The organism is Pseudomonas sp. BNK-7, assembly GCF_048072025.1.
Taxonomy (GTDB): Bacteria; Pseudomonadota; Gammaproteobacteria; order Pseudomonadales; family Pseudomonadaceae; genus Aquipseudomonas; species Aquipseudomonas danubii.
The window spans coordinates 4,665,480-4,691,359 of the sequence record NZ_CP182252.1; the positions used below are offsets into that span (position 1 = coordinate 4,665,480).

General features: G+C 63.6%; 24 protein-coding genes. 11 read left to right on the top strand and 13 right to left on the bottom strand.

The genetic code is table 11. The features are described 5' to 3' along the window. Positions 1–14: 14 nt before the first annotated feature. Together zwf and gnd are read right to left on the bottom strand one after the other, a co-directional pair. Positions 15–1,532 carry a glucose-6-phosphate dehydrogenase gene (gene zwf / locus ACMGF8_RS21170; protein WP_102863488.1) on the bottom strand — a complete coding sequence of 506 codons (1,518 nt, stop codon included), beginning with the start codon at positions 1,530–1,532 and terminating at the stop codon, positions 15–17. Then, a complete protein-coding gene (gnd, locus tag ACMGF8_RS21175; RefSeq protein ID WP_102863487.1) occupies positions 1,529–2,509 on the bottom strand; it encodes a phosphogluconate dehydrogenase (NAD(+)-dependent, decarboxylating) in 981 nt (326 codons plus the stop codon). The genes zwf and gnd overlap by 4 nt, the downstream gene beginning before the upstream one ends. Positions 2,510–2,990: 481 nt before the next feature. Between gnd and ACMGF8_RS21180 the strand changes: the two genes are divergently transcribed. The 5 genes from ACMGF8_RS21180 to ACMGF8_RS21200 all read left to right on the top strand — a co-directional run bounded on the left by ACMGF8_RS21180 (position 2,991) and on the right by ACMGF8_RS21200 (position 8,087). Continuing rightward, the gene (locus ACMGF8_RS21180; protein ID WP_162884050.1) at positions 2,991–3,164 is read left to right on the top strand and encodes a DUF6026 family protein; all 174 of its coding nucleotides are present in this window, start codon (positions 2,991–2,993) and stop codon (positions 3,162–3,164) included. Positions 3,165–3,422: 258 nt separating this feature from the next. Then, complete coding sequence (locus tag ACMGF8_RS21185) at positions 3,423–5,165, top strand: phosphoethanolamine transferase CptA (protein ID WP_102863486.1); 1,743 nt, start codon at positions 3,423–3,425, stop codon at positions 5,163–5,165. 276 nt (positions 5,166–5,441) lie between these two features. Next, complete coding sequence (locus tag ACMGF8_RS21190) at positions 5,442–5,666, top strand: hypothetical protein (protein WP_102879229.1); 225 nt, start codon at positions 5,442–5,444, stop codon at positions 5,664–5,666. 322 nt (positions 5,667–5,988) lie between these two features. Continuing rightward, positions 5,989–6,663 carry a heavy metal response regulator transcription factor gene (locus ACMGF8_RS21195; RefSeq protein ID WP_102863484.1) on the top strand — a complete coding sequence of 225 codons (675 nt, stop codon included), beginning with the start codon at positions 5,989–5,991 and terminating at the stop codon, positions 6,661–6,663. Then, entirely contained in the window at positions 6,660–8,087 is a 1,428-nt protein-coding gene (locus tag ACMGF8_RS21200; protein WP_102863483.1) for a heavy metal sensor histidine kinase, read from the top strand. Before ACMGF8_RS21195 ends, ACMGF8_RS21200 begins: the two co-directional genes overlap by 4 nt. A 65-nt stretch (positions 8,088–8,152) precedes the next feature. Here ACMGF8_RS21200 and ACMGF8_RS21205 read toward each other — a convergent pair whose 3' ends face one another. The 7 genes from ACMGF8_RS21205 to ACMGF8_RS21235 form a co-directional block, all read right to left on the bottom strand. Beyond that, on the bottom strand, positions 8,153–8,644 hold the full coding sequence (locus ACMGF8_RS21205; protein ID WP_102863585.1) for a GNAT family N-acetyltransferase: 492 nt from the start codon (positions 8,642–8,644) through the stop codon (positions 8,153–8,155). A 157-nt stretch (positions 8,645–8,801) separates the two neighbouring features. Further along, entirely contained in the window at positions 8,802–9,929 is a 1,128-nt protein-coding gene (zapE, locus tag ACMGF8_RS21210; protein WP_102863482.1) for a cell division protein ZapE, read from the bottom strand. 103 nt (positions 9,930–10,032) lie between these two features. Next, positions 10,033–10,371, bottom strand: coding sequence for a ketosteroid isomerase (locus ACMGF8_RS21215; protein ID WP_102863481.1), 339 nt, complete (start codon positions 10,369–10,371; stop codon positions 10,033–10,035). A gap of 52 nt (positions 10,372–10,423) precedes the next feature. Further along, positions 10,424–11,143, bottom strand: a complete 720-nt coding sequence (locus tag ACMGF8_RS21220) for a helix-turn-helix transcriptional regulator (RefSeq protein WP_102863480.1) — start codon at positions 11,141–11,143, stop codon at positions 10,424–10,426. Between the two features lie 222 nt (positions 11,144–11,365). Further along, positions 11,366–13,801, bottom strand: a complete 2,436-nt coding sequence (locus ACMGF8_RS21225; protein WP_258009273.1) for a TonB-dependent siderophore receptor — start codon at positions 13,799–13,801, stop codon at positions 11,366–11,368. Between the two features lie 161 nt (positions 13,802–13,962). Beyond that, complete coding sequence (locus ACMGF8_RS21230; RefSeq protein ID WP_416757050.1) at positions 13,963–14,919, bottom strand: FecR family protein; 957 nt, start codon at positions 14,917–14,919, stop codon at positions 13,963–13,965. After that, complete coding sequence (locus ACMGF8_RS21235) at positions 14,912–15,424, bottom strand: RNA polymerase sigma factor (protein ID WP_102863477.1); 513 nt, start codon at positions 15,422–15,424, stop codon at positions 14,912–14,914. Before ACMGF8_RS21235 ends, ACMGF8_RS21230 begins: the two co-directional genes overlap by 8 nt. A gap of 257 nt (positions 15,425–15,681) precedes the next feature. Here ACMGF8_RS21235 and ACMGF8_RS21240 point away from each other — a divergent pair, with 257 nt between their 5' ends. Both ACMGF8_RS21240 and ACMGF8_RS21245 read left to right on the top strand, forming a co-directional pair. Continuing rightward, positions 15,682–17,121, top strand: a complete 1,440-nt coding sequence (locus tag ACMGF8_RS21240) for a nucleobase:cation symporter-2 family protein (protein WP_102863476.1) — start codon at positions 15,682–15,684, stop codon at positions 17,119–17,121. 167 nt (positions 17,122–17,288) lie between these two features. After that, positions 17,289–17,750, top strand: coding sequence for an LEA type 2 family protein (locus ACMGF8_RS21245; RefSeq protein WP_102863475.1), 462 nt, complete (start codon positions 17,289–17,291; stop codon positions 17,748–17,750). A 3-nt stretch (positions 17,751–17,753) separates the two neighbouring features. Here ACMGF8_RS21245 and glsB read toward each other — a convergent pair whose 3' ends face one another. Further along, entirely contained in the window at positions 17,754–18,662 is a 909-nt protein-coding gene (glsB, locus tag ACMGF8_RS21250; RefSeq protein ID WP_102863474.1) for a glutaminase B, read from the bottom strand. A gap of 504 nt (positions 18,663–19,166) precedes the next feature. Between glsB and ACMGF8_RS21255 the strand changes: the two genes are divergently transcribed. Further along, complete coding sequence (locus tag ACMGF8_RS21255) at positions 19,167–20,420, top strand: ferric reductase-like transmembrane domain-containing protein (RefSeq protein WP_416757051.1); 1,254 nt, start codon at positions 19,167–19,169, stop codon at positions 20,418–20,420. Here ACMGF8_RS21255 and ACMGF8_RS21260 read toward each other — a convergent pair whose 3' ends face one another. Beyond that, entirely contained in the window at positions 20,421–21,956 is a 1,536-nt protein-coding gene (locus ACMGF8_RS21260) for an MFS transporter (RefSeq protein WP_207165910.1), read from the bottom strand. Between the two features lie 127 nt (positions 21,957–22,083). On the opposite strand from ACMGF8_RS21260, the gene ACMGF8_RS21265 reads away from it, so the two are divergent. Beyond that, positions 22,084–22,998 (top strand): LysR family transcriptional regulator, encoded by a 915-nt coding sequence (locus ACMGF8_RS21265; protein WP_207165911.1) that lies wholly within the window; start codon positions 22,084–22,086, stop codon positions 22,996–22,998. Further along, positions 22,995–23,543: a GNAT family N-acetyltransferase gene (locus ACMGF8_RS21270; protein WP_102863470.1), complete on the top strand. Its 549-nt coding sequence runs from the start codon at positions 22,995–22,997 to the stop codon at positions 23,541–23,543. Before ACMGF8_RS21265 ends, ACMGF8_RS21270 begins: the two co-directional genes overlap by 4 nt. A 14-nt stretch (positions 23,544–23,557) precedes the next feature. On the opposite strand, the gene ACMGF8_RS21275 is transcribed toward ACMGF8_RS21270, so the two are convergent. Further along, positions 23,558–24,478, bottom strand: coding sequence for a carbon-nitrogen hydrolase family protein (locus tag ACMGF8_RS21275; protein WP_102863469.1), 921 nt, complete (start codon positions 24,476–24,478; stop codon positions 23,558–23,560). A gap of 84 nt (positions 24,479–24,562) precedes the next feature. Here ACMGF8_RS21275 and ACMGF8_RS21280 point away from each other — a divergent pair, with 84 nt between their 5' ends. After that, the gene (locus ACMGF8_RS21280; protein WP_102863468.1) at positions 24,563–25,498 is read left to right on the top strand and encodes a LysR family transcriptional regulator; all 936 of its coding nucleotides are present in this window, start codon (positions 24,563–24,565) and stop codon (positions 25,496–25,498) included. Here ACMGF8_RS21280 and ACMGF8_RS21285 read toward each other — a convergent pair. After that, positions 25,470–25,724, bottom strand: a complete 255-nt coding sequence (locus ACMGF8_RS21285; protein WP_011061196.1) for a hypothetical protein — start codon at positions 25,722–25,724, stop codon at positions 25,470–25,472. The two genes, ACMGF8_RS21280 and ACMGF8_RS21285, sit on opposite strands and share 29 nt — an antisense overlap. Between the last annotated feature and the right edge of the window lie 156 nt (positions 25,725–25,880).

Here is a 25,880-nt window from a genome sequence, read left to right on the forward strand (position 1 = left end):
CACCTTGCCCCCCTTCACCCGAGGGCGTGCCAGACGCGACCATCCCGGGCCAGCAACTCATCAGCGGCATCCGGACCATCCTCACCCGCAGGGTAAGTCTGCACGCTCGCGTCCTGCTTCCAGGCATCGAGGAAAGGCTGCACGGCGCGCCAACCGTTCTCGATATTGTCTGCCCGCTGAAACAGCGTCTGGTCACCGACCAGGCAGTCGTAGATCAGCGTCTCGTAGCCGGTGGACGGCTGCATTTCGAAGAAATCCCGATAGGCGAAGCCCAGTTCGATATTGGCCATGTCCAGGCTCGGCCCGGGCTTTTTCGCCAGCAGGTCGAACCACATGCCTTCGTTGGGCTGGATCTGAATCCGCAGGTAAGTCGGCGACAGCTGATCGACTTCGGTATCGCGAAATTGCGCGTAGGGTGCCGGCTTGAAGCAGATGACGATTTCGGTGTCGCGCACGCTCATGCGCTTGCCGGTGCGCAGGTAGAACGGCACCCCGACCCAGCGCCAGTTGTCGATCATCACCTTCAGCGCGACATAGGTTTCGGTATTGCTGTCCGGCGCGACATTAGCCTCTTCGCGGTAACCCGCCAGGGCCTTGCCCGCCACTTCGGCGCCGCGGTACTGGCCGCGCACCGAGTTGGCCCGCGCCTCCTCCAGGGACCAGGGACGGATCGCCCCCACCACCTTGGCCTTCTCGCCGCGCACTGCATCGGCGCCAAAGGCCGCAGGGGGCTCCATGGCCACCATCGCCAGGAGTTGGAACAGGTGGTTGGGCACCATGTCTCGCAGGGCGCCGGTGTGTTCATAAAAGCTGCCACGGGTTTGGACCCCGACGGTTTCCGCCGCGGTGATCTGCACGTGGTCGATGTAATGGTTGTTCCAGAACGCCTCGAACAGGCTGTTGGAAAAACGGCTGACCAGAATGTTCTGCACCGTTTCCTTGCCCAGGTAATGGTCGATGCGATAGATCTGCTTTTCGCTCATGACCTTGAGCAAGCAGGCGTTGAGGGCCTCGGCGCTCTGCAGATCGGAGCCGAAGGGCTTCTCGATGACCACCCGGCGAAAGGCCTCCGGCCCCTCTTCCAGCAACCCCGAAGCCCCCAGGCGCTGCACCACTTCACTGAAAAAGCGCGGCGCGGTGGCCAGGTAGAACACCGCGTTGCCGGTGCTGCTGGCGGCAATTCGCGCCGCCAGTTCGGCATAGGTGGAGTCGTCGAGGAAGTCGCCCTGGACGTAACTGATGCCACGGGTCAGGCGGGCCCAGACGGCGGCGTCCACGGACGCCCCCTGGCCTTGTTTGCTCAGCACTTCATCGCGAAGGAAGTCTTCCAGCAAGGTGGCGAACTCAGCGTCGCTCACCGCGTTGTGGTCGACGCCGACAATCCGCAGCCCCTCATCCAGCAGACCGTCGCGGCTCAGGTTGTACAGCGCCGGCGTCAACAGGCGCTTGACCAGATCACCGCGGGCGCCGAACAGGAACAGCGTGGTCGGCGGCGCGGGCAACGCCTTGGACTTCTTTCGCGTAGAGGTCATTTCTTACCGGTCTCCACATGGCCGCCAAAGCCGAAGCGCATGGCCGACAGTAGCTTGTCGCCGTAGGTGCCCTGGCCGCGGGAGCGGTAGCGGGAGAACAACGAGTTGGACAGCACCGGAACCGGAACCGCCTGCTCCATGGCCGCTTCGATGGTCCAGCGCCCTTCACCACTGTCGGCCACGGCACCGGAAAAACCGTCGAGCTTCGGATCGCCGGCCAGGGCATCGGCGGTCAGGTCCAGCAGCCAGGAGGACACCACGCTGCCGCGCCGCCAGACTTCGGCGATGTCCGCCACATTGAGGTCGAAGCGCTGATCCTCCGGCAGGATGTCCGAAGACTTGGTCTTGAGAATGTCAAAGCCCTCGGCGAAGGCCTGCATCATCCCGTACTCGATGCCGTTGTGGATCATCTTGACGAAATGCCCGGCACCGGCAGGACCGGCATGGATATAGCCACGCTCGGCACGGTCGTCATCAGAAACGCGGTCCTTGGTCCGTGGAATCGAACCCAGGCCAGGGGCCAGTGCCGCGAACAGCGGGTCCAGGCGCAGCACTTCATCGGCATCGCCGCCGATCATCATGCAGTAGCCGCGCTCCAGGCCCCAGACGCCGCCGGAGGTGCCGACATCGATGTACTTCAGGCCCTTTTGCGCCAGGTCCCGGGCACGGCGGATGTCGTCCTTATAGTAGGTATTGCCGCCGTCGATGATCACATCACCCGGTTCCAGCAACTGGCTCAGGGTGTCGATGGTCTCTTCGGTGGGTGCGCCGGCGGGCAGCATGACCCAGACCGCGCGGGGTTTTTCCAGGCCAGCCACCAGGGCCGGCAGGTCGGCGGCGCCCTTGGCGCCTTCGGCGGCCAGGGTGCTGACGAAATCGGTGTTGCGGTCAAAGACTACGGTCTCGTGCCCATTGAGCATCAGGCGCCGTGCAATGTTGCCGCCCATGCGGCCCAGTCCAATAATCCCCAGTTGCATGTGCTGATGCTCCTACTGCAAAAAAATCAGATCAAAAATGTATAGCCCAAAGGGCTGGGTGCAAACGTCGAGGGGCGCAACTATACAAGGCGAGACGCTCCAAGACAGCGCAATCTTCAGACATAACGCCAGTTTTTGCGGCCACCTGCGCGCAACGCAGCGCGCCCAAGCCCGATCTCTTGCCCCTCGGCCAGCGCGAACCGCGTGGAGATTAGTCCCGGCACTGGGGGCGAAGTTTCTCAGAACTTGGGGGGATAACGACGCAAAACACCAGGAAGGCACAACGACCACGAAAAATAAAAAAGTTCCAATTGCGCTAAAAAGAAATAAAATTGCTGCCTTCAGGCTGCATGGAAACGTCACGAGTGAAGGCAAGACGGTTGCCTGACACCGTCATTTTCGCGCTGCCGACGATGGTGCTTTGCGCAAGGGATGCGACCAGCGAAGCATAGTTGAGGCACTCCATTTGCGAGGTGAAGCAATGGGCACAGTACTACCGGCACGACCAGCACAGACTCTCTACGTGACCATTCGTCGTGACGAATTGCGCCAACTCAAAGACGAGCGCGATCAACTGCAACGGGAACTCGCCCAATTGCGCCTGATGTTGCAGAACCAGGGACAAGCCCCTGCCGTAGCGCTGCAGCGCCCCTGAGCAACCTCAGCTGTGCCCCGGAACGCAGGCCCGGCCTGCGTTCCCCGCTCTACCCACTCCCTTTCCTGCCACCCATCTCCCGCCACACCTGATCCCGCTGCCTGCGACGCCGGACAAAAATCCAACGCTGCGCTAACGAACTTTTCACACTTGCCTATCGATACTCCCGGCCATTGTGGCCGTCTTGTTACAGACGGCGGCCTTCATTCGCAGCGCTGAACCGGCGCGCAATGATCACGGAACGGCGGGGAGCGCTGAATGGCATTGTTCAAACGCAGTAACACGTCTGCGACAGGTTTTGACTGGATGGGGCTGCTCTGGCTGTTCCTGTTCTTCTGGTATTTCTCCGGCATCACCCAACTGCTGATTCAACTGACGGACACGTCCGGCTTCGCCGGTTTCCGCCAGGCGTTCTTCATGAGCGCCATCTGGCTGGCGCCGATGCTGCTGTTCCCGGCACGCACCAAAGTCATGGCGGCAGTGATCGGCGTGGTGCTCTGGGCCTGCTCCATGGCCAGCCTGGGCTATTTCTTCGTCTATCAGCAGGAGTTCTCGCAAAGCGTCATCTTCATCATGTTCGAGTCCAACCCCTCGGAAGCCGGTGAATACCTGACGCAGTACTTTGCCTGGTGGATGCTCCTGGCGTTCCTGGCCCACACCGCCTTCGCCCTCTTCCTCTGGACCCGCCTGCGCCCGGTGTACCTGCCCCGGGGCCAGGCCCTGGCGGCTGCCGTGGCAATCCTGGTGGCGATTGTCGGCTACCCGCTGATCAAGCAAATCGCTCGCACCGACACCCTGGCCGACGGCCTGGAGAAATTTGAAACCCGTATCGAACCCGCCGTGCCGTGGCAGATGGTGGTCGCTTATCGCCGCTACCGTGAGCAACTGAACGGCATGCAGGGCATGCTCGACAGCGTCAGCAAGATCCCGCCGCTGACCAACCTCAAGGACAGCATGGCCAACCAGCCGGCCACCCTGGTGCTGGTGATCGGCGAGTCCACCAACCGCCAGCGCATGAGCCTCTACGGCTACCCGCGCCAGACCACCCCGGAGCTGGACAAGCTCAAGGATCAGCTGGCGGTGTTCGACAACGTCATCACCCCGCGCCCCTACACCATCGAGGCGTTGCAACAGGTGCTGACCTTCGCCGACGAAGAAAACCCCGATCTCTACCTCAAGACGCCGTCCCTGGTCAGCGTGATGAAGCAGGCCGGCTACAAGACCTACTGGATCACCAACCAGCAGACCATGACCAAGCGCAACACCATGCTCACCACCTTCTCCGAGCAGGCGGACGAGCAGGTGTACTTGAACAACAACCGCAACCAGAACGCCCGCCAGTACGACGGCGACGTGCTTGAGCCCTTCTCCAAGGCCCTGGCCGACAGCGCCCCGCGCAAGTTCATCGTGGTCCACCTGCTGGGCACCCACATGAGCTACCAGTACCGCTACCCGCCAAGCTACGACAAATTCACCGATCGCCAGGGCGTGCCGGCCGGTGTGCGTGACGATCAACTGCCGACCTACAACAGCTACGACAACGCGGTGCTGTACAACGATTTCGTGGTCTCCAGCCTGATCAAGGATTACGCCAAGACCGACCCCAACGGTTTCCTGCTGTACCTGTCGGACCACGGCGAAGACGTCTTCGACTCCGCCGGCCACGACACCCTGGGACGCAACGAAGGCAAGCCCACGGCGCCGATGTACACCATCCCGTTCATGGCCTGGGCCTCGCCGAAGTGGCGGCAAACCCATGACTGGAACTTTGCTTCCGACCTCAGCCGCCCTTACAGCAGCTCCCAGCTGATTCATACCTGGGCCGACCTGGCGGGCTTGAGTTTCGACCAGCTGGACCACAGCCGCAGCCTGGTCAGCGACAGCTTCAAGCCGCGCCCGCTGCTGATTGGCGACCCCTACTCACGCCAGAGCAAGGCGCTGATCGACTTCAGCCTGATGAAACCCAAAGCGCCGACGGAAGCGACCGTGGTCCAGAAGTAAGAACCCGACTCGGGGGCCGCAACGGCCCCCATCCCTGCTGGCGCCCGGCATGCCGGCAAAGGCGCCATCCTGCCTTGCAGCGAGCTCTGCGACACCCTCACTGGCCAACCAGTTGCTACAGGCTTTGATTGTCTGCAGACACATAATGTCAAGAATGTAATATCCCGCTCAGGCTGACGTTAACCCTCACTTAATACACTTCGCTGAAACTTGCCCCATCACTTCTTGTGCAGGGACGAAACAAGTTACCGAACACTCTTAAGTAGGAAACGCAGTATGAAACTTTCAACTTTGGTATTTAGCGGTTTGATTCTCGCCACTTCCAGCGCAGCCTTTGCCGAAGGCGGAGCCGAGCATATGCAACGCTTTTACGAGAACTTCCGCGTCAATCAGCAACAGATTCACGGCGATAAAAACCAGAACCTCGCCAAGACCGAGCAAGACAAGGCCGGTACCCACTATTCCGCGCCGGACGCCAAGCAACAACAGCCCGGCGCCTGATACCTCTTCAACGCAGTACCCACTCTGGACAATGCGCTCCTTTGGCAGAGATGGACGTTTGGCGCCCTCTACAGGGCGCCTTTTTTATATCCGCTGGCAGGCCCTCACTGTCACGCCAATGACAGGAATATTACAACTCTGTCATCCGCCACTTTCCCTGCGTGCAATCAACTAGCATGCCTGCGCCCAAGCGCTCACCCGCTATCGGCTGACCTGGCTAATCCTATGAATTAGATGATTATTTTTCTTGACCCTATAGCTACTTCAGGCTTCACCCTGCACTCATTCGATAATGCCCAAGCGGTTTGGAGAGGATCTGGCAATGCGTATTCTGGTGGTTGAAGACGAACCCAAAACAGCGGACTACCTGCATCAAGGCCTGAGTGAAAGTGGTTATGTCGTGGACCGCGCCAACAATGGCGTGGACGGTCTGCACCTGATACAGCAACAACCTTACGAGTTGGTGATCCTGGATATAAACCTGCCGGGCCAAGATGGCTGGCAAGTGTTGGAACATATGCGCGGACATTCTCCGGCCCGGGTCATGATGTTGACCGCTCGCGGGCGCTTGGAAGACAAAGTCAAAGGGCTGGATATGGGCGCCGATGATTATCTGGTCAAACCTTTTCAATTTCCCGAGTTGCTGGCCCGGGTCCGGACTTTGATTCGCCGCAGCGAACCCGTGTCCCAGCCGCAAGTATTGCAAGTGGCCGACTTGCAACTTGATCCTCGCCGGCATCGGGCTTATCGCGGCGACCGTCGGATAGATCTCACGACCAAGGAATTCACCCTGTTGCATGTATTGATGCGCCACTCGGGGGAAGTGCTGACCCGCACGCAAATCATTTCCCTGGTCTGGGACATGAACTTCGACTGCGACACCAATGTGGTGGAAGTCTCCATCAGCCGCCTGCGGGCCAAGATCGATGATGCCAGTGAGGTCAAGCTGATCCACACCCTGCGCGGTGTCGGTTATGTCCTGGAAGTGCGCCAATGACGCCCCAGCCGGCGGCGCCGACCAACAGCAGCCTGTCCATGCGCCTGGGGCTGACCGTCAGCCTGATGGGGGCGGCCCTGGTCCTGCTGCTGGCAACACTGGCCTATCTGGCCCTGAACCACGAGTTGGACAACCTGGCGCGCAAAGGCCTGGAGAGCAAGCTGGAACAGATCCAGCACAGCCTCACCAGCGACCTCAAGAGCAGCGACCTGGCCGCCCGCCCCCACTCCCTGCTGGACCTGGTGATGGGCCACGACAATCTGCAATTGAACATCCTGAGCAGCGCCCCCCTGGCCGAACCCTTGCTCAATGTTGGCGGCATCGCTGAGCAACCGCTGCCCCGGGCCCTGAGGGAGAGCAGCACCGAGGGTTACCTCGACTGGCGTGACAGCCGCGGCAATCCCTTGCTCAGCGCCACCCGGCAAATGAACCTGCGCAATGGCGAGCCGGTGCGAGTGGTGTTGAGCCTGGACCGCGGTAATGACCAGGCACTGCTCAGCGCCTACCTGCGCTCCACGGTGATTGCCCTGCCCCTGTTGCTGCTGCTGATCGGCATGGGTGCCTGGTGGCTGGTGCAAAGGGGCCTGCTGCCCCTGCAACAGTTCACCCGGGTCGCCGCCAAGGTCACCACCCAGGACCTGACCCATCGCCTGAACCTGGACAAGCTGCCCCGGGAACTGGCGGAACTGGGCCAGGGCATCAACGTCATGCTGCAGCGCCTGGATGGCGGCGTACAACGCCTGTCGCAGTTCTCCGACGACCTGGCCCACGAACTGCGCTCGCCTATCAGCAACCTGATGGGCAAGGCCCAAGTGACCCTGTCCCGCGACCGCCCCCCGGAGGAATACAAGGCCGTGCTGGAGGCCAGCATCGAGGAGCTGGAACGGGTCACACGAATCGTCGCCGACATGCTGTTCCTGGCTCAGGTCAGCCAGCCGGCTTCCCAGGCCCGCTTTGCCCGGGTGTCTCTGGGCGAGGAGGCGCGGCGGGTCATGGACCTGTTTGCCCTCAGCGCCGAGGACAGGCAACTGCAGCTGGAACTGCGCGGTGACGCCTGGGTGCTGGGGGATCGCCTGATGATCCAGCGGGCCATTTCCAACCTGTTGTCCAACGCCATCCGCCATTGCCCGGATCAGGGCCGGATCGACCTGCGGATCGAGCGCCAACTGCAGAGCGTGAGCCTCGCCGTGGGCAATCCCGGGCCGGGCATCGCCGCCTGCCACCTGCCCCATCTGTTCGAGCGTTTCTATCGGGTCGACAGCAGCCGCACCCGAGCCGAAGGCGGCACCGGGCTGGGCCTGGCAATCGTGCGCTCGATCATGAACCTGCATCAGGGCCGCACCGAGGTCGACAGCGTACCGGACAGCCTCACCGAGTTCCGCCTGGTGTTCCCCAAGCTCGACCCGGCATTGCACGACGCTTAAAGCAGTCAGCCCCGCTCCCCTACAGCACCAGGGCGCCAATCAGCCGGGGGGCCTGACATCGGACATTACAAAGCTTTGCTCCAGAACAGCATGCGGCCATGGGCGGGATCGAGCATGGCATTGGCGAAACCGCAGGCCTGGTAGGCGGCCTGGGCCTGGGCGTTGCCTTCCAGCACTTCCAGGGTGATCTTGCAGCAACCCCGTTGCCGGGCAATGTCCTCGACCTTCTGCAGCATCCGCTTGCTCAGGCCCTGGCCGCGAAAGCTGTCCAGCACCACCACGTCGTGAACATTCACCAGGGGCCGGCAGGCAAAGGTGGAAAAGCCCTCGAAGCAGTTCACCAGCCCCACCGGCTGGCCCCCGGCAAAGGCCAGTACGCTGAACGCCTGAGGTCGCTTGGCCAGCTCTGCCGGCAGTTGCTGAAGCTGGTCCGGCGCCAGGGCCTGGCCGCCGCCCATGGGGTCCTGGGCGTAATGATTGAGCAGCACGCCTATGGCTTCGGCATGCACCGGGTTGCTGTAACTGGCTTGCAGCACCACGACATCGGCAACGTCCATGTTCATCCTCGATCAATGCAGTGAAAGTGAGCGTTCAGGGCTCAGGCAGCCTCGATTGTAGGCTGGGGGATTTGACCAAACGAAGATTTTTCTCCCTCCTTCTGCAGAAAAATCCTAATGATTGGCCAGGATGAACCACAGCCGGAAGCCCTTCCCCTCAAGCGCTAGGCTGGCTGGCAAAGCGTTGCAACTGCATTTCCTGCAGGCGGCTCAGGGTGCGGCGGAAGGGAAACTCCAGGTAACCCTCGGTGTACAGCTGCTCCATCGGTACCTGGGCCTCCAGATAGAGCGGCACCTTGCGGTCGTAACATTCATCCACCAGGGCAATGAAGCGGCGCACGCTGTCGTCATGGATCGACAGTTGCGGCAATTCGCGATCCCCTGCCACCACCCGCTGGGCGCCATCCTCGGTGCCTCGGGCAATGCGTCCCGGGCGTTGCTGGGCACTGAGGTTGGGGACCTGGCTGAGGAGGATCGCACTGAACCTGTCACACAGCGCCATGAAGTCCATGGCGGAAAACGGCTGTTCGCACAGATCGGCAAAACGGCACCAGATCACGCTGCCGGCGGCCTTGACCACCTGCACCGGCCGATAGCCGATCAGCAGCGGCTCAGTGGAGACCGCCTGGCCGCCGCTCAACTGCTGGAACAAGGGTTCCAGGGCGCTGGGCTGGCCCTCGACACTGAGCCAGTAGCGTTGCGCCGCGGCCCCCGGATGCAGACGGTGATCCTGCTCGCCGTCCACCGCCACCACTTGCATGTGCTGGCTGATGGCGCTGATGGCCGGGAGGAAACGTTCACGATTGAAGCCCTCGGCATACAGCTGCTCGGGAGGCTGGTTGGAGGTGCAGACCATGACCACGCCCTGCTCGAACATCACCTGGAACAGGCGTCCGAGAATGATCGCGTCACCGATGTCGTTGACGAACAACTCATCGAAGCACAGCACCCGCACCTCTTCGGCGAGCTCCCGGGCCAGGGCCTGCAAGGGATCGGCGGTGCCGGTGAGCTGGAACGAACGTTGGTGCACCCAGCCCATGAAGTGATGAAAGTGCTGACGCCGCGCCGGCACCCGCAGGCTCTGGTAGAACTGATCCATGAGCCAGGTCTTGCCCCGCCCGACCGCACCCCACAGATAGACCCCTTGCACCGCTGTACGCCCCTGATGCAGGGCCTCGTGGCAGTTCTGCAAGGCTTGCACGGCCCGCGCCTGTGCCTCATCGGCGACGAAGCCGTCCTGCTCCAGGGCATGCCGATAGGCGCTCAAGGGGGAATCGAATGGCATGGGCCGCTGGCCTCCCGGCAAAAAAGCCGCAGTATGCCACCGCGCCCCATTCCATGGAGGAACCGGCTGCCGGCGAACCGCCCGACACACCGGTCGACAAGCCTCAGCGGGAGATATCCAGCCGTGCAATCCGTCCCTGCGGGTCCAGGCGAAAGGTGTAGCGCAGCGTCTGCGGGCTGGCGGAAAAATCCCCGCAGACCAGGCTGTCCAGCAACACCTTGCCGGTGCGCTGCTGGACCCCGAGGATCTGCAGCCGTGGACGCACGCGATGGCTGGCGTCCATCCAGCGGGCAATCTCCTGCGGCCCTACCCGGTGCTCTCGCTCGTCGAACACTTGGGCCTCGGCGGCAAAGATCGCCGCCGCCACCGAGCTGTCGCCAGTGTTGGCCGCCATCACGTAGGCGCGGATCGCCGGGGCCAGTGAAGCGTCGATACCTGACATGAGAAAAGCTCCTGATGAGTCGATGATCGCGCCATGTTAAAAGCCCCGCGCGTCATTTCCTGTCAGGAGTGAATTGACCGCCCTGCTCGTCCTTTTGCAGGCACTGGCGCCAGGCTCGCAGCCAATCGCTGCGCCGCCCCGGATAGGCCTGTCCCTGCTCCTGGGCCGCGGCAATGCGGTCGGTGCGAAAGGTCCGGTAATCGCCCCGCAGCTCGCACCAGGCGACGATCACCCGGGCCTCGTTGAGAAACCCCAGAGCCAAGGGCCAGATCAGCCGCTGGCTGGGGTTGCGATTGACGTCGGCATAGTCGATCAACAGCTTGGCCTGGTGCCGGATCGCCTGGCGGAACACGTTCAACGACACGCTGTTGTCGGGAAAGCCCCAGCCCGCGGGGCCCGGCAGCAAGGTCGGATTGCGCAGGGCATCCTGGGCCGCCGGGGCCAGCACGGCGGCGATCTTGGCCATGGCATCAGCCGCAGCCTTGCTCAGCACCTCGTCGCCACGCTGATCGACATAACGCAAGCCCAGGACCACGGCCTCGGTCTCGTCGGCATTGAGCATCAAGGGCGGCAGGAACAGCCCGCTGCGCAACACATAGCCGATGCCCGCCTCACCGTAGATCGGCGCGCCCAGTGAAGTGAGCTCGGCGATATCGCGGTACAGGGTGCGCTCGGACACCTCCAGCTCCGCCGCCAGGGTGGCTGCGGTGACGGGACGGCTCTTGCCCCGCAGCATCTGCAACAGGGTGAGTAAACGGCTGGCTCGCGACACCTTGGGTGGACTCCGGAGAAAAAAACACCGGCGCAGAATATCAGAGCCTCCTGACAGTCAGTGTCAGGAGGCTTGTGAGGCGAGACAGGCAATGTCCACGGATGCCACGGGGCCGAAGCGTGCTCCGCAACGGCTGGTGGTGGCGGTGTCGAGGGGCACGCCACCGAGGATGACCTGCTGCGGGCCTTTGCCTGGGCCGTGCCGATCCCGGGGCATGGCCCCTCAGTAGGCCATGCTCCAGCTCAGGGTGTAGGTGCGGCCACGACCCTGGTAGTCATACAAGTAGTCCGGCCCATAGGTCGGTGAGTAGAACAGCTTGGCGCGCTGGCCCCAGACGGTGCTGTATTGCTTGTCCAGCAGGTTCTGGATACCGCCGCTGAAGGTGCCGAAGTCGGTGTCGTGGCTGCCCAGCAGGTCGAAGGTGGTGTAGCCGTCGATGGTGTTGGGGGCGTCGACGCTGTGAGTGGCGTCGATAACCTTGACCGCATCGTCCTTGAGGGTGAAGGCGTGGTTGCCCTGCAAGCGAATGTTGCTGCTGTCACCCTTCCAGCCGACGAAGGCGGTGAGTTTCGACAGCGAGGCATAACGGGCGTCGCGCTTGCTCCAGCCGCCGTTCTTGTTCTCCTCCTCGGAACGCACGGCATGCAGGGTGCCACCCACTTCCCAGCCGTTCTGGAAGTGCCGGGTCAGGGCGCTCTCAAAGCCGTAGTCGCGGCTTTTCTGATCCTTGACGTCAATGGTCAGGGTGGCCTGGTCGGTGCTGATCACCTTGTCCGACCAGATGTAGTACAGCGCCGCCTGGGCCTCCCAGTCGCTATCGGAGAAGCGCCAGCCGGTCTCCACCTGGCGGCTCTTGATCCCGGCCAGGGGGTTGTCGTCGACGCTCAGGCCCGGCTTGCCGTAGAACTTGGCCGGGTCCGGCAGATCGAAGCCCTCGCCGTAGTTGACCCAGACCTGATGACCGTTCTTGAAGTCGTAGATGCTGCCCAGGTTGTACAGGTTGACCGCATATTGGTTGCTGCCACCGGGGACGTTCTTGAAGCGGCCGACATCCACGTCCATCTGCTGACGCCGGTAGCCGCCGGAAACCGTCAGGTTGTCGGTGGCATGCCAGTCCAGTTGGGCGTAGCCGGACAGGCCGTCGACCCGATAGCTGGGATAGCGCGGCGCCTTGCTCAGGGTCACCAGATCCAGACCGCCACTGTCCGAGGAAATCTGCTGATCGAAGGTGCTCTGCTCGGCATTGAAGCGCTCCCGGTCCAGGTCCACGCCGTAGGTGAGCTTGAAGGCATCGAGCTCCTTGGCCAACAGCGCCTTGAGGCTGGTGACCTCGAAATTCTGCTGCGAGGCAGCAAAGTACACGCCCTTGGAGCCAGCGGGACTGCCGCTGTTGTAGTAGGGGAACGGGAAAAAATTGTTGTCTTCCTTGCGGTACGAGGCCTGCAGGTAGAAGTCCTGACCCAGCACATCGCTGTGGTGATAGTTGGCGTTGAGCAGCAGGCGCTTGGTCCGCGGCTCCAGGTCGGTGGAATAGCCGCCCCGCAGCTCGGCGTTTTCCAGGTTGGACGGTGCCCGGTACTTGAGGTTGGGGAAATAGATCCCGGTGCTGCCGTGGTTGCCCGAGTCGTAGTACTGGGCCAGCAGGTCCAGGCTCTGCTCGTCATTGAACTGCAGGGCCAGGCTGCCCATCAGGTCCAGGGTGCGGTTGTACTGCAGGTCAGTCTGGGTGTTGTCGATGAAGATCTGTTTGCCGGCGCCGTCATAGAACGCCTGGTTCTGCTCCCCCGCCACCGCCAGCCGGCCGCTGATGGCCTCGTTGCCGCCGCTCACCGACTGGGCGACGCGGGTGCTCAGGTCATCGCTGTTGTTGAAGCCACTGCTGGCCCCCAGTTGGGTCTCGAACCGCGCCGGGCCCGGTTCGCCTTTCTTGGTGACGATATTGATGATGCCGCCGGTGGCGCCGCCGCCGTAGATGGCGCTGGCCCCGGACAGCACTTCGACGCGCTCGACGTTGAACGGCGAAATGCTGTCGAACTGCCGGGACAGGCCCCGGGAACTGTTCTGGCTGACCCCGTCGATCATCACCAGGACGTTGCGCCCGCGCATGTTCTGGCCATAGTTGGTGCGCCCTTCAGGGGCCAGGTCGAGGCCCGGCACCAGCTTGCCAATGGCTTCCTTGAGGCTGACTCCGGTACTCAATTGCTCGCGCAGCTGGCTCTGCTCCACCACCCACACCGTGCCGGGGATCTCACTGATGGCGGTGCTGGTGCGCGACGCCACGCTGACCTGGGTCGGCTTGAGGTTGAGGCTGGCGGCCGGCGCGGCGCGACGCAGGATCACCGTGCGCGAATCGCTGAAGGACCAGCTCATGCCGCTGCCGGCCAGCAGTGTCTGCAGGGCCTGGGCCAGCGTGACCTCGCCATTCAGGGCCGGTGCTTGCAGGCCGTCCACATCAGCGGTGGTGTACAGCAGGCGCAGGTCGGCCTGATCGGCAAAACGGGTCAGTGCCTGATCCAGGGGCTGGGCCACCAGCTTGAGCGCCACCCGGCGCTCCTGGGTGCTGCTGCCCTGGCTGGTGGAGCTGGCGTCCTGCGCCTGGGCCAGCAGTGGGCTCACGGCACCGGCGAACAGCGCCTGGGCCAGTAATGTGCGGCGCATGAGGTGTTGACCGCGCCCCAGTATCGACAGCTTGAACATAGCTTTCACGTGTTCCTTCCCAGCCCGTTGAAATGACGTCAATGAGAATGATTGTCTTCTCAGTCTCACTACGACGATTGGCCGGGAAAGAACTTGCAGTGCCCCAAGCAAAAAAAATCCACTCAGTGCAAAACCGCCAGCCACGGCAGGTAGGTCACCTGCAGCGGATAACGCTGCTGCAAGGCCCGCAGCGAACCTTGCGGGTCGTGCAGATCGAACACACCGCTGATGGCCAGGGCCGCCAACTGGCTATCGGAGATCAGAATGCGACCATGCTGATAACGCTCCAGCTCGCCAATCACCTCGCCCAGGGGGCGACCGTTGAAGATCAGCTTGCCCCGCTGCCAGGCGGTGAGACTGGCAGCGTCCACGGCTTGCTGGGCCAGCAGCGGCTGGCCGGATTGATACTGCAGACGCTGATCGGCCTGGAGCAGTACCGGCGCATGATCACCAGTGAACTGCACCTGGCCTTCACGCACCACCACCGTCAGCCGACTGCCCTCGCGGCGCAGGCTGAAGGCGCTGGCGGCACTGTGCAGGTATTGGCCGTCGGCCTGCACCACAAACGGCCGTTGCGGGTCGGCAACCGGCTCGAACAGCGCCTCGCCAGATTGCAGGATCACCCGGCGCTCGCCCGCCGAGTACGCCACCGACAATGCGCTACCGCTGTTGAGCGTGACCCTGGAGCCGTCCGCCAGGGTGATGTGCTGTTGCTGGCCGACCGCGGTGTGGTAGTCCGAGGTCAGGGCCGGCCACTGCCACCAGCCGACGCCGCTGGCCACGGCCAGTACCAGGGACGCCACCAGCGCCGGCCAACCACGCCGGGAACCGGTGGCTGTCGCCGCCCGGTGCTGTTCGGCGGCCCGGGTCTGGCCCAGGTCGCCCCACAGCTGCTGCGCCTCTTGCGCTGCTGCCGCGTGGGCCGGACTGGTCTGGCGCCATTGCTGATAGGCCATGCGCTGGGCCGCCGTGGCGTTGCCGGAATGCAGCAACACCTGCCATTGGAGTGCAGCGTCTTCAAGGCTTTCGGAGTGTTCGGTCATGGGGATGTCGGCGGCGGGCAAGGGGGAATCACTCATGATGCTGTTGCAGCCAGTCGCGGCAATGGCGCAGGGCCTGGCCGATGTATTTTGCCACCATGCTTTCGGAAACGCCCAGGCGTAACGCAATCTGCGCCTGAGTCAGGCCTTCCAGGCGATTGAGCAGCAAGGCCTGGCGGGCGTTGTCCGAGAGTTGCGCCAGGGCCTCGTCGAGCACCGCCAGGCGTTCCTTGGCCAGCAGCACCGCTTCCGGCGCCGGTGCCGGGTCCACCACTTCACGGTGTGGCTCAGTGTCGCTGAGATTGGCCGCCAGGCGCTGCTCGCGGCGCAGGGTATCGATGGCCAGGTTGCCGGCAACGCGAAAAATGAAACGGCGATCGTTGTGCACCTCCACCGTCTGCTGGTCGACCTTGAGCAGCTTGAGATAGGTGTCCTGGGCCACGTCCGCCGCCCGTTGGCGATCGCTCATGCGCCGGGTGAGAAACTTCAGCAGATCGTCGTAGTGCTCTTGAAAGCTGCGCAGCAGGCTGGGTATGGGCAGCATCGAGGGAAGGTCCGCAAATCGGGGAGGCGGATTATTCCACAACGGCAAATGAGAAACAGTATCTTTCGTATCCCTGCAAAATTGACCCTTTGCGCCTGTTTGCCCTTCTGACAACAGGACCTTTCTGGCATCCTGCGCCTCCTTTTTCTGACCGGGTGCGCAAGTCTTGTCCGATGCCATGACATTGCGGCCCAAGTCCCGTCCACTTTCCGGCGTGCGCCCTGGCGTTTTCGCACGCCACTGGCAGGCCTTCTCCCATGACCGCACCTGATCGTTCCCCTCCCCGCTACAAGTCCGACCTGATCTACGGCCTCAATGACCGTCCGCATTTCAGCGCGGCGATCTTCGCCGCCCTGCAACATGTGCTGGCCAGTTTTGTCGGCATCATCAGCCCGACCCTGATCTTCGGCGGCGTGCTGGGCCTTGAGAGCGAACTGCCCTACCTGATCAGCATGGCGCTGTTCGTCTCCGGCCTGGGCACCTTCGTCCAGGCCCGGCGCCTGGGGCCGATCGGCTCGGGCCTGCTGTGCGTGCAGGGCACCAGCTTCTCCTTTATCAGCGTGCTGCTCAGCGCCGGCTTCATGGTCAAGGGTCGTGGCGGCAGCACCGACGACATCCTCTCCACCATCTTCGGCATCTGCTTTGTCGCGGCCTTTATCGAGATGTTCCTCAGCCAGTTCATCGGCAAGCTGCGCAAGCTGATCACCCCGGTGGTCACCGGCACCATCATCACCCTGATGGGCCTGTCACTGATCAAGGTGGCGGTCACCGACATGGCCGGCGGCTACGGCGCCAGCGACCTGGGCGCGGCGAGCAACCTGGGGCTGGCGGCCCTGGTGCTGCTGACCATCGTCGTGCTCAACCGTTTCAACCACCCGATGCTGCGCCTGGGCTCGATCGTCATCGGCCTGACCCTGGGCTTCGTGGTGGCCTGGATGCTGGGCCGGGTGGACATGGCGGCCCTGCCCGACGTGCCGCTGGTGAGCGTGCCGGTGCCGTTCAAGTACGGTTTTTCCTTCGACCTGATTGCCTTTATTCCCCTGGCGGTGATCTTCCTGATTTCGCCCCTGGAAGCGGCCGGCGACCTGACCGCCAACTCGATGATTTCCCAGCAGCCGGTGAAAGGCCCGCTGTACATCAAGCGCATCAAGTCCGGGCTGCTGGCGGATGGTTTCAACTCGGCGGTGGCGGCGGTGTTCAACAGCCTGCCGATGGTGACCTTTGCCCAGAACAACGGGGTGATCCAGTTGACCGGCGTCGCCAGCCGCTACGTGGCCTACTTCATTGCCGGGCTGCTGGTGTTGCTGGGGCTGTTCCCGGTGATCGGCGCGGTGCTGCAACTGATGCCCAAGCCGGTGCTGGGCGGCGCCACCCTGATCATGTTCGGCACCGTGGCCGTGGCCGGGATCAAGATCCTCGCCGAAGCCGGCCTGCATCGGCGCAACGTGCTGATCGTGGCCATTTCCTTGGGCATGGGCCTGGGGGTGGCGGCGGTGCCGGAAGTGCTGCGTGAGCTGCCCAAGGCGCTGCACAACATCTTCGAGTCGCCGATTACCGTGGGCGCTTTCTGCGCGATCTTGCTCAACATTTTCCTGCCGGAGGAATTCCTTGAGCTGGAAGAGGATGAGTTCGACCCGGAAGCCGCGACCCTCAAGGTGATGCAAGACCCGGACATGAGCGGCAAAGCGAACTCCTGAGGCTGGCGGGCGTCTATGCTGCGTGCGCGGGTGTTGGGCTCTCGGCTTTGGAGGTTGGTCGGGGGTTTTCCAGGCAAGGCCCTGGGGGCCTTGTCGCAGCCTCGCAGGCTCGGCAGCGGCCACAAGGTGCCGGTCCGTCATTCATTTCCATTGTTGACAGGTATTGCATGCGTAGATTGATCGCCTTGACCCTGGTACTGCTCAGTCTCAGCGCCTGTGCGCTGTTGCCCAACCGCGACCCGCTGGCGATCAACGTGGTGGGCATCGAGCCACTGCCCAGCCAGGAGCTGGAAATGCGCTTCGCGGTGAAGCTGCGCCTGCAGAACCCCAACGAAAATGCCATCGACTACAACGGCGTCGCCCTGGACCTGGAAGTCAACGGCCGCCCGCTGGCGTCCGGGGTCAGCGACCAGCAAGGGCATATCGGCCGTTACTCGGAGGACATCCTGGTGATTCCGGTCAGCGTCTCGGCGTTTTCCGTCCTGCGCCAGACCCTGGGGTTGAGCCAGACCCAGACCTTGGACAACCTGCCTTATGTACTGCGAGGCAAGCTGGCCGGCGGCCTGTTCGGCACCCAGCGTTTCATCGATCGCGGGCAGATCAGCCTGAGCAACCCGGGCGCCTGGTAAGTCCTAGAACACCGACCAGCCGATGCGTTGGCTGAGCAGCTCCAGGGCCGCCATGCCCACGAGGGAGTTGCCAGCGCTGTTGAGTTCAGGTGACCACACGCACACCGTGAACTGCCCCGGCACCACCGCGACAATCCCCCCTCCCACCCCGCTCTTGCCCGGCAAGCCGACCCGATAGGCAAAGTTGCCGGCTTCGTCGTACAGGCCACTGGTGGCCATGATCGAGTTGACCTGCTGGGTCTGGCGCCGGGTGAGGATCTGTTCACCGCTGTGCTTGCAGAAACCGTCGTTGGCCAGAAAGCAGAACGCCCGGGCCAGATCGACGCAGCTCATGCGCAAGGCGCAGTGGCTGAAATAACTGCGCAGCACCGCCTCCACATCGTTATGGAAGTTGCCGAAGGACTGCATCAGATAAGCCATGGCCGCGTTGCGGGCACGGTGCTGGTATTCCGAATCGGCCACCCGGCCATCCACCATCACCTGACTGTTGCCCGACAGGCGCCGGACAAAGTCACGCATGGACAAGGCCGGCGCGGCAAAGCGCGACTGGTTGATGTCGCAGATCACCAGGGCCCCGGCGTTGATAAAGGGGTTGCGCGGCCGACCCCGCTCGAACTCCAGCTGCACCAGGGAGTTGAACGGCTGCCCCGAAGGCTCGTGACCCAGGCGCTCCCAGATCGCCTCGCCGGAATGACCGATGGCCTGCACCAGACTGAAGACCTTGGAAATACTCTGTACCGAAAACGGCGTGTCGGCGTCACCGGCGCTGAACACCTGGCCGTCGTTGCCATACACGGCAATCCCCAGCTGGTTGGCTGGCACATCGGCCAGGGCGGGAATGTAGTTGGCGACCTGGCCTTGGCCGATCAGGGGGCGGACTTCATCGAGGATCTGGTTCAACAGGGCTTGCATGGTCGGGCTCATCGTCACGGGCCCCGATACGGCTGCGGGGCTATGGCTGCTAGACGCGCGCCAGCGCCTGCGCAGCACACCCGTGTGCAAATCCTCCGCCACCTCGCAGGCGCCAGCCGGGCCAACGCCATCGCGGAGCCGGTTTGCCAACCCAAACACGCCCTAGCCCTGCACAGGTCTCGAAGGCCCCTTCGCCGGCCAGCCAACTGCTCCTCGCCCGTTGCAGCAATGCCCAGCACATGAAATCGAAATGTAATTGAGATTCGATCATTTTCAGCAGTCACAAAACACCGTATCGATGACCAACATCAGCTTGAATTAAGGTTCAAGCGCTAGAATGGCACCCGGTCACGCGCACAAAAACCTGTCATATCCAGCTTTACCCCAGCGCCACACCATTCCATGCATCGCTCCCTTTGGCAGCGCCCACCCGTTGCAAAGGGGCCCTTTGCGGCAGTCGATGTTCATGCCATGACGGCATTTCCTGAGCGGAGTCATGCACCCTTGAAAACCTGGCACACGATCGTCGGTGTCCTGCTGATCACCACCTTCACCCTCCTGCTGGAGATTCCTTCCGCCACCTGGCTGACCTCCGCCACCCTGAGCATGATCCTGGGCAGCACGGCCTTGGCCTACATGGCCCTGTCCTGCCTGCTGGCCGCCCGCTGGGGCTTGGTCGAGCGCCTGTGCGGCGGCCTCGACCGGGTCTACGAGGTGCATAAATGGCTGGGCATCTGGGCCCTGGCGTTTGCCAGCTATCACCTGGTGTTCAAGGCCAACCTGGAAGAATGGAACAGCGTGCCGATCCTCGAACTGTCGAAGTACTGGACACGCCTGGTGCGCCAACTGAGCTACGTGGCCCTGGGCCTGATCGTGCTCCTGGCGCTGAACCGCAACATTCCCTACAGCCAGTGGCGCTGGTGGCACAAGCTGTCCGGCCCGCTGTTTCTGATCGTCATCCTGCACGGGCTGAGCTTCAAGTCGCCCATCACCCTGGACTCGCCCTCGGGTCTCTGGCTCGGCGCGCTGTGCATCCTCGGGGTGCTCGGGGCCCTGTACAAGCTGCTGCTCTACCCTTTCGTGGCCAAGGTCGGCGAGTACCAGGTGAGCGCGGTCAAGGTGGAGAAGAACTCCCTGCACCTGGAACTGACGCCCCTGGGTCGGGGCTTTCCGTTCAAGGCCGGCCAGTTCGCCTTTTTGTCGATGCAGGAAAAAGGCCTGCGCGAGCCGCACCCCTTCACCATCGCCAGCGCCCAGAGCGAAGACGGGCGCATCGAATTCGTGATCCGCGCCCTCGGCGACTACACCCGACGGCTGCGCAAGCGGGTGCAAACCGGCATGCGCGCTGACCTCTACGCGCCTTATGGTCGCTTCAAGCGGCCTCGGGAAGCGGCGCGGGAAATCTGGATCGGCGGCGGCGTGGGCATCTCGCCGTTCATTGCCTGGCTGCAGGATTCGGCCGCCGGGCAGTTCGACAAGGCGACCCTGGTGTACTGCTACAACCCGTCCCGGGCCTTTCCCAGCGTCGACACCCTGCAAGGCATGGCCCAGGCCCGTGGCGTGGACTTCGTCGCCAACAGCGGCGGCACCGAATCCCTGGCCCAGACCCTCAAGCGCACGGCCACGGAAACCGACCCGCAGCAGATCCAGATCAGCTTCTGCGGACCCAAGGGCCTGCTGGCCCAGGTGCGGGAGTTGATGAACGAATACCGGATTCCCGAAGGCAACCTGCACTACGAGTTCTTCGAGTTCCGCTGATCAGTCACGGGCCTGACACGGGTGGCGCGGCTCATGCAACGCCACCCTCACCACCAGGGCAGCCAGCAGGGTGATGACCATCAACACCTGTAACAGCTGGCTGAATGCCTGGGAGTAGATGTGCAGCAACCCTTCCCGGGACAACGTCGGCAAGGACCCGGCACTGGCCGCCAGATCGCCACCGGCCAACTGCCGCGCGGCCAGCAGCGACTCCCCCGGCAGTGCCAGGCTTGCAAGGCCGTGCTGCAACAGCCCCGCCAGCAGCGCCACCACCAAGGCCAGGGCAATGCCCTCACCCGCCACCCGGGTGGTACTGAAGATGCCACTGGCCATGCCGGCCCGCTCCTTGGGCACCACGCTCACCGACAGCCCATCCATCAAGCCCCAGGGCAATCCGCTGCCCAGGCCGATCAGCAGCAATGGCCAGGCCCGCTCGACCGCGGCCTGCCCCGGCTCGATCCGACTGAGCCAGAACAGCCCGCCAGCGGCCACCAGCAAACCCAGGCTCGACAGGTTGCCGGCGCTGAACCAGCGGTTGAGCCAGCCCGCGGCAAAGGGCACCACCAGCATCGGCGCCGACAGGGCCATCATCAGGATGCCGGCGTCGATCTCGCTGTAGCCTTCGACGCCGATAAAGCGGATCGGCAGCAGGATCAGCAGCACCACGTAGCAGTAGCAGGTGGCGATGGGCAGCACTTGCACCCCGACAAAGCGCGGGTAGCGAAACAGCGACAGGTCAAGCATTGGCCGCGAGGCCCGGCGCTCCACACCAATGAACAGCCCCAGCGCCAGCAGCGCTCCCGCCAGCAACAACAGGACCCAGGGGCTGTCCCAACCACTCTGGGGCGCCAGCAGAATGCCCCAGGTGAGCAACACCAGGGCCAGGGTGAAACTCAAGGTGCCGGGCCAGTCCACGCCCTGGGCCTCGGGGTCCCGGGATTCCTCCATGCGCGGCACGCCAAAGCCCAGGGCCAGACCGCTGATCAGCGCTCCGGAGACAAAGATCCCGCGCCAGCCGCTGTGCTCGATCAGCACCCCGGCAAGGATCGGCCCAAAGGCCAGACCGACGCCGAAGGTGGTGCCCAGCAGGCTGAAGGCGCGGGTTCGCGCAGGCCCTTCGAAGGCCTGGGCCAGGGCGGCCGAGCCACCGGCCAGGGCAGCGGCGCCTGCCAGGCCCTGGACTGCGCGCAACAGGTTGAGCCACAGCAGCGACGGCACGAACACCAGGGCCAGGGAGCTCAGGCCGAACAGCGCCACCCCCAGGCTGAACAAACGCTTGCGACCGTACTCGTCGGCCAGGGTGCCGGCCGCCATCAGCACACTGCCAAAGGTCAGCATGAAGGCGTTGGTGGTCCAGCTCAGGGCCAGCGGGCTGCCCCCCAGTTCGCGGCCAATGGCCGGCGTCGCCACCGCCACGCCGACAAAGGTCAGGGGCAACATCAAGGCCGCCAGACAGACCGCGGCCAGTACGCCATAGGAAGCCCGCTCGCGGGCACGGGCCGGCTGCCCCAGGGGCAATTCGAGTTCAGGATTCACACACACCTCTCAGCCCTGGCAACCCGGGCGCTTTGCAGAAAAATCCATGATAGGGGTGCCGCAATAGGCGAAAAACCAGGCATTCTTCCGCTCTTTACGGACAAAAACGCTGTAATCGAGGTGAGCGATGGACAACCTTAACGGCCTGCAGGTGTTTGTCTGCGTGGTCCGCAGCGGCAGCCTGGTGGGGGCCGGCGAGCGTCTTGGACTGTCCGCCTCAGCGGTGGGCAAGGCCCTGGCGCGCCTGGAACAACGACTCGGTGTGCGCTTGCTCAATCGCAGCACCCGGCGCCTGAGCCTGACGGACGAAGGCGCGCTGTTCTACGAGCGCGGCCAGCGTATCGTCGACGAGGTGCTGGAGGCCGAGGCCGAGCTGGCGCGGATCAGCGACAAGCCCCGAGGCCGGCTGCGGGTCAGCCTGCCCGCCATCGGCTATCGCATGCTGCTGCCGATCCTGCCGGAATTCGCCGCGCGCTATCCGGACATCGAGCTGGACCTGGACTTCAACGACCGGCTGATCGACGTGATCGCCGAAGGCGTCGACGCGGTGATCCGCAGCGGCGAGCTGCCAGACTCCCAACTCAAGTCCAGGAGCCTCGGCCCCTTCGGCTTCGTGCTGATCGGCGCCCCCGGCTACTTTGCCCAGCGCGGCATCCCGCACACCCCCCAGGACCTGGAGCGGCACGCCTGCCTGCGCTACAAGTTCCCCGGCGGCAACGTGCTGCAGCCATGGAATCTGCGCCTGCCCGACGGCGCGCCACCGCTGGTAATGGGCAGCGCCCTGACCAGCAACAACCTGGAATCGTTGATCCACGCCGCAAGCCAGGGCCTGGGCATCGCCTATGTGCCCGAATTCGTGGTTTGCGGCGCCCTGGCCGACGGCAGTCTGATCTCGGTGCTGGACGACTATCAGCAAGAGCGCGGCAAGTTCTCCATTCTCTGGCCCAGCAGCCGGCACTTGCTGCCAAAATTGCGGGTCTTCGTCGACTTTCTCAGCCAGCGACTGAGGCTAGGCAACGCCCACAAGGAGTCCCGCTCATGATCGACCCTGTTCCCACCCTGCACACCGAACGCCTGCTGCTGCGCCCCCTGGAACTGGCGGATGCCGAGGCCATCCAGCAGCTTTTTCCGCAGTGGGAAGTGGTGCGCTACCTCAATGCCGTGGTGCCTTGGCCCTACCCGGCCGACGGCGCCCTGAGCTACCTGCGGGACATGGCCCTGCCGGCCATGGCCCGGGGCACAGAATGGCACTGGACAATCCGTTTGCGCAGCGAGCCCAAGCAAATGATCGGCAGCATCAGCCTGATGGACGAAGCCGACAACAACCGCGGCTTCTGGCTGGCCCCGCCCTGGCAAGGCCAGGGCTACATGAGCGAAGCCTGCACCGTGGTCGACGAGTTCTGGTTCGAAGTGCTGCAACGACCGCTGATGCGGGTGCCCAAGGCTGCGCCGAACCAGGGCTCGCGGCGCATCTCCGAGCGTGGCGGCATGCACCTGGTGCGCTCCGAGAGCGGCGACTTTGTCGGCGGGCATTTCCCCCTGGACATCTGGGAAATCACCCGCGAGCAGTGGCGCCGCCGACGCTGAACAACACCGGCGACTCAGATAAAGCGCACCCCGGATCGGGGGCGCTGGTCCACGCTCAGTTCAAACACATCCGGACGCGCATAGTGGCCGACCACATCGTAGTCATAGCGGGCCTTCACCAGGTCAGCCGTATCGATCTCGGCACTGATCAGCCCGGCACTGCCCACCAGCGGCCCGGCCAATACATCGCCCATGGGCCCCACGATGACGCTGCCACCGGCAATCAGCGGGCGCTCTGCCGGCCAATTGGCGATCTTCAGCCCCAGCTCCTGGGGCGAGGCCTGGACCTGACAGGCGCTGACCACGAAACAACGACCTTCATGGGCGATGTGACGCATGCTCACCTGCCACATCTCGCGCTCGTCCACCGTGGGCGCGCACCAGACTTCGATGCCCTGGGCGTACATCGCGGTGCGCAGCAACGGCATCATGTTTTCCCAGCAGATCACCGCGCCGACCCGTCCCACCTGGGTGTCCAGTACCGGCAGGGTCGAGCCGTCGCCCTGGCCCCAGATCAGGCGCTCGGTGCCGGTGGGCATCAGTTTGCGGTGCTTGCCCAAGAGCCCCTGCTGTGGATCGAAATACAGCGCCGTGCAATACAGGGTGCTGCCACTGCGCTCGATCACCCCCAGCACCAGATGGGCTCCGGTACGGGCCGACAGCCCGGCCAGCGCCTCGGTCTCCGCACCCGGCACATCGATGGCATTGGCAAAGTAACGGGCAAAGGCTTCGCGCCCCTCAGGCAGGCGGTAACCCAGTTGGGTGCCGAAGCCTTCGCCCTTGGGATAGCCCCCCAGCAGCGCTTCGGGCATCACCACCAACTGCGCACCCGCTTCGATGATGGCGCCCTCATAGGAGAGGATCTGCTCCAGGGTGGCGGCCTTGCCTTCTGGCAAGGCCCCGATTTGCAGCGCGGCGACGATGGACTTGGGCATGACATGACTCCTCGAACGATCAGGTGTTGCGCATTGTCCTGCCGCCGCTGATCATCGATAAACCCCAACCCAGTGCTTAATGATATGAACCAGATGAATATCGCCAGCGTCGACCTCAACCTGCTCAAGGCTTTTGAAGCCCTGCATGACGAGTCCAGCGCCAGCCGCGCAGCCCTGCGCCTGGGAGTGACCCAATCGGCCATGAGCGCAGCCTTGCGCCGCCTGCGCGAGTTGTATGGCGATCAATTGTTCGTTCGCACTGGCCGCGGCCTGGCGCCGACCCTCAAGGCCAATCAATTGAAACCGGTGGTCACTGAGGCCCTGAACAAATGTCGCCAGAGCCTGGCCATGGTTGCCCCGGACAGCGCCGATTATCAGGGACGCTCGGTGACGGTCGGCCTGTCGGATGATTTCGAGATTGCCTACGGCCGGCGCCTGATAGAGGCCGTGGCCCGCAGCGCACCCAAGTTGCGGCTGATCTTCCGCCAGACCCACAGCCAGATCGTCGCCGAGGCGCTGTTGCAGCGCAGCGTCGACCTGGCCATCAGCGCCGGTGGCTTTGCCGAGCGCCTGCTCAGCCGGCAGGTGCTGGGGGAAGGCGACTACCTGTGTTTGGCGGACCCGGCCAGCCTGGAGCCCGGGCAACGACAGATCGACCTTGAGGAGTTCGTTCGACGCGAACACCTGCTGGTGTCATCACAGGGGTTTATCGGCATCACCGATGAAGGATTGGCGAATCTGGGGCTCAGCCGCCAGGTCTGCGCCTCGACCACGCATTTTGCCGCGCTGCCCTTTCTGCTCAAGGGCAGCCAGGCGGTGGCGACCATTCCTGCCCATGCCGCGCGGCGCATCGCTGAGTTCACCGGCCTGCAGCTGCTGCCCTGCCCCCTGGCGCTGCCGCGCTATCCGATCGAACTGGGCTGGCGCACCAGCCCGCAGATCGACCCGCTGCTGGTGAAGGTACGTGAAGCGATTGTCGAGTGTTTCGCGATTACTTGTTCGCCGCCATCAGTCGATTGACTTCACTGCGCACCATGTTGGAGTACTCCGGCGGCGACATGCCGTCCAGTTCCGCGCGCACCCACTCGGCCCACTTGCCCTTGCGCTTGCCGCGCTCGCCGAACAACCGTGCCGCCTCGCCCTTGGCCTTGCCCAGGTTGCTCTGCCACAAGTCGAACAGACGGGACTTCTCGTCCTCGATGGCGGCGCGTTCGGCCAGGGTCTTGTTAGCCAGATTGAAACTCATGGGGAAATTCCTGCTGCGTAAAATAGGCGCCATCTTACACTGTAGGGGCTGACGGTTTTACTCAAGGGTGGCGAGCAAGGCGCAAAATGGCTGCAACTTTTGCCCCAGCGCCGGACTCCATTGCTTGTACCCGATGACTGCAGCCGCTGCCGCAGG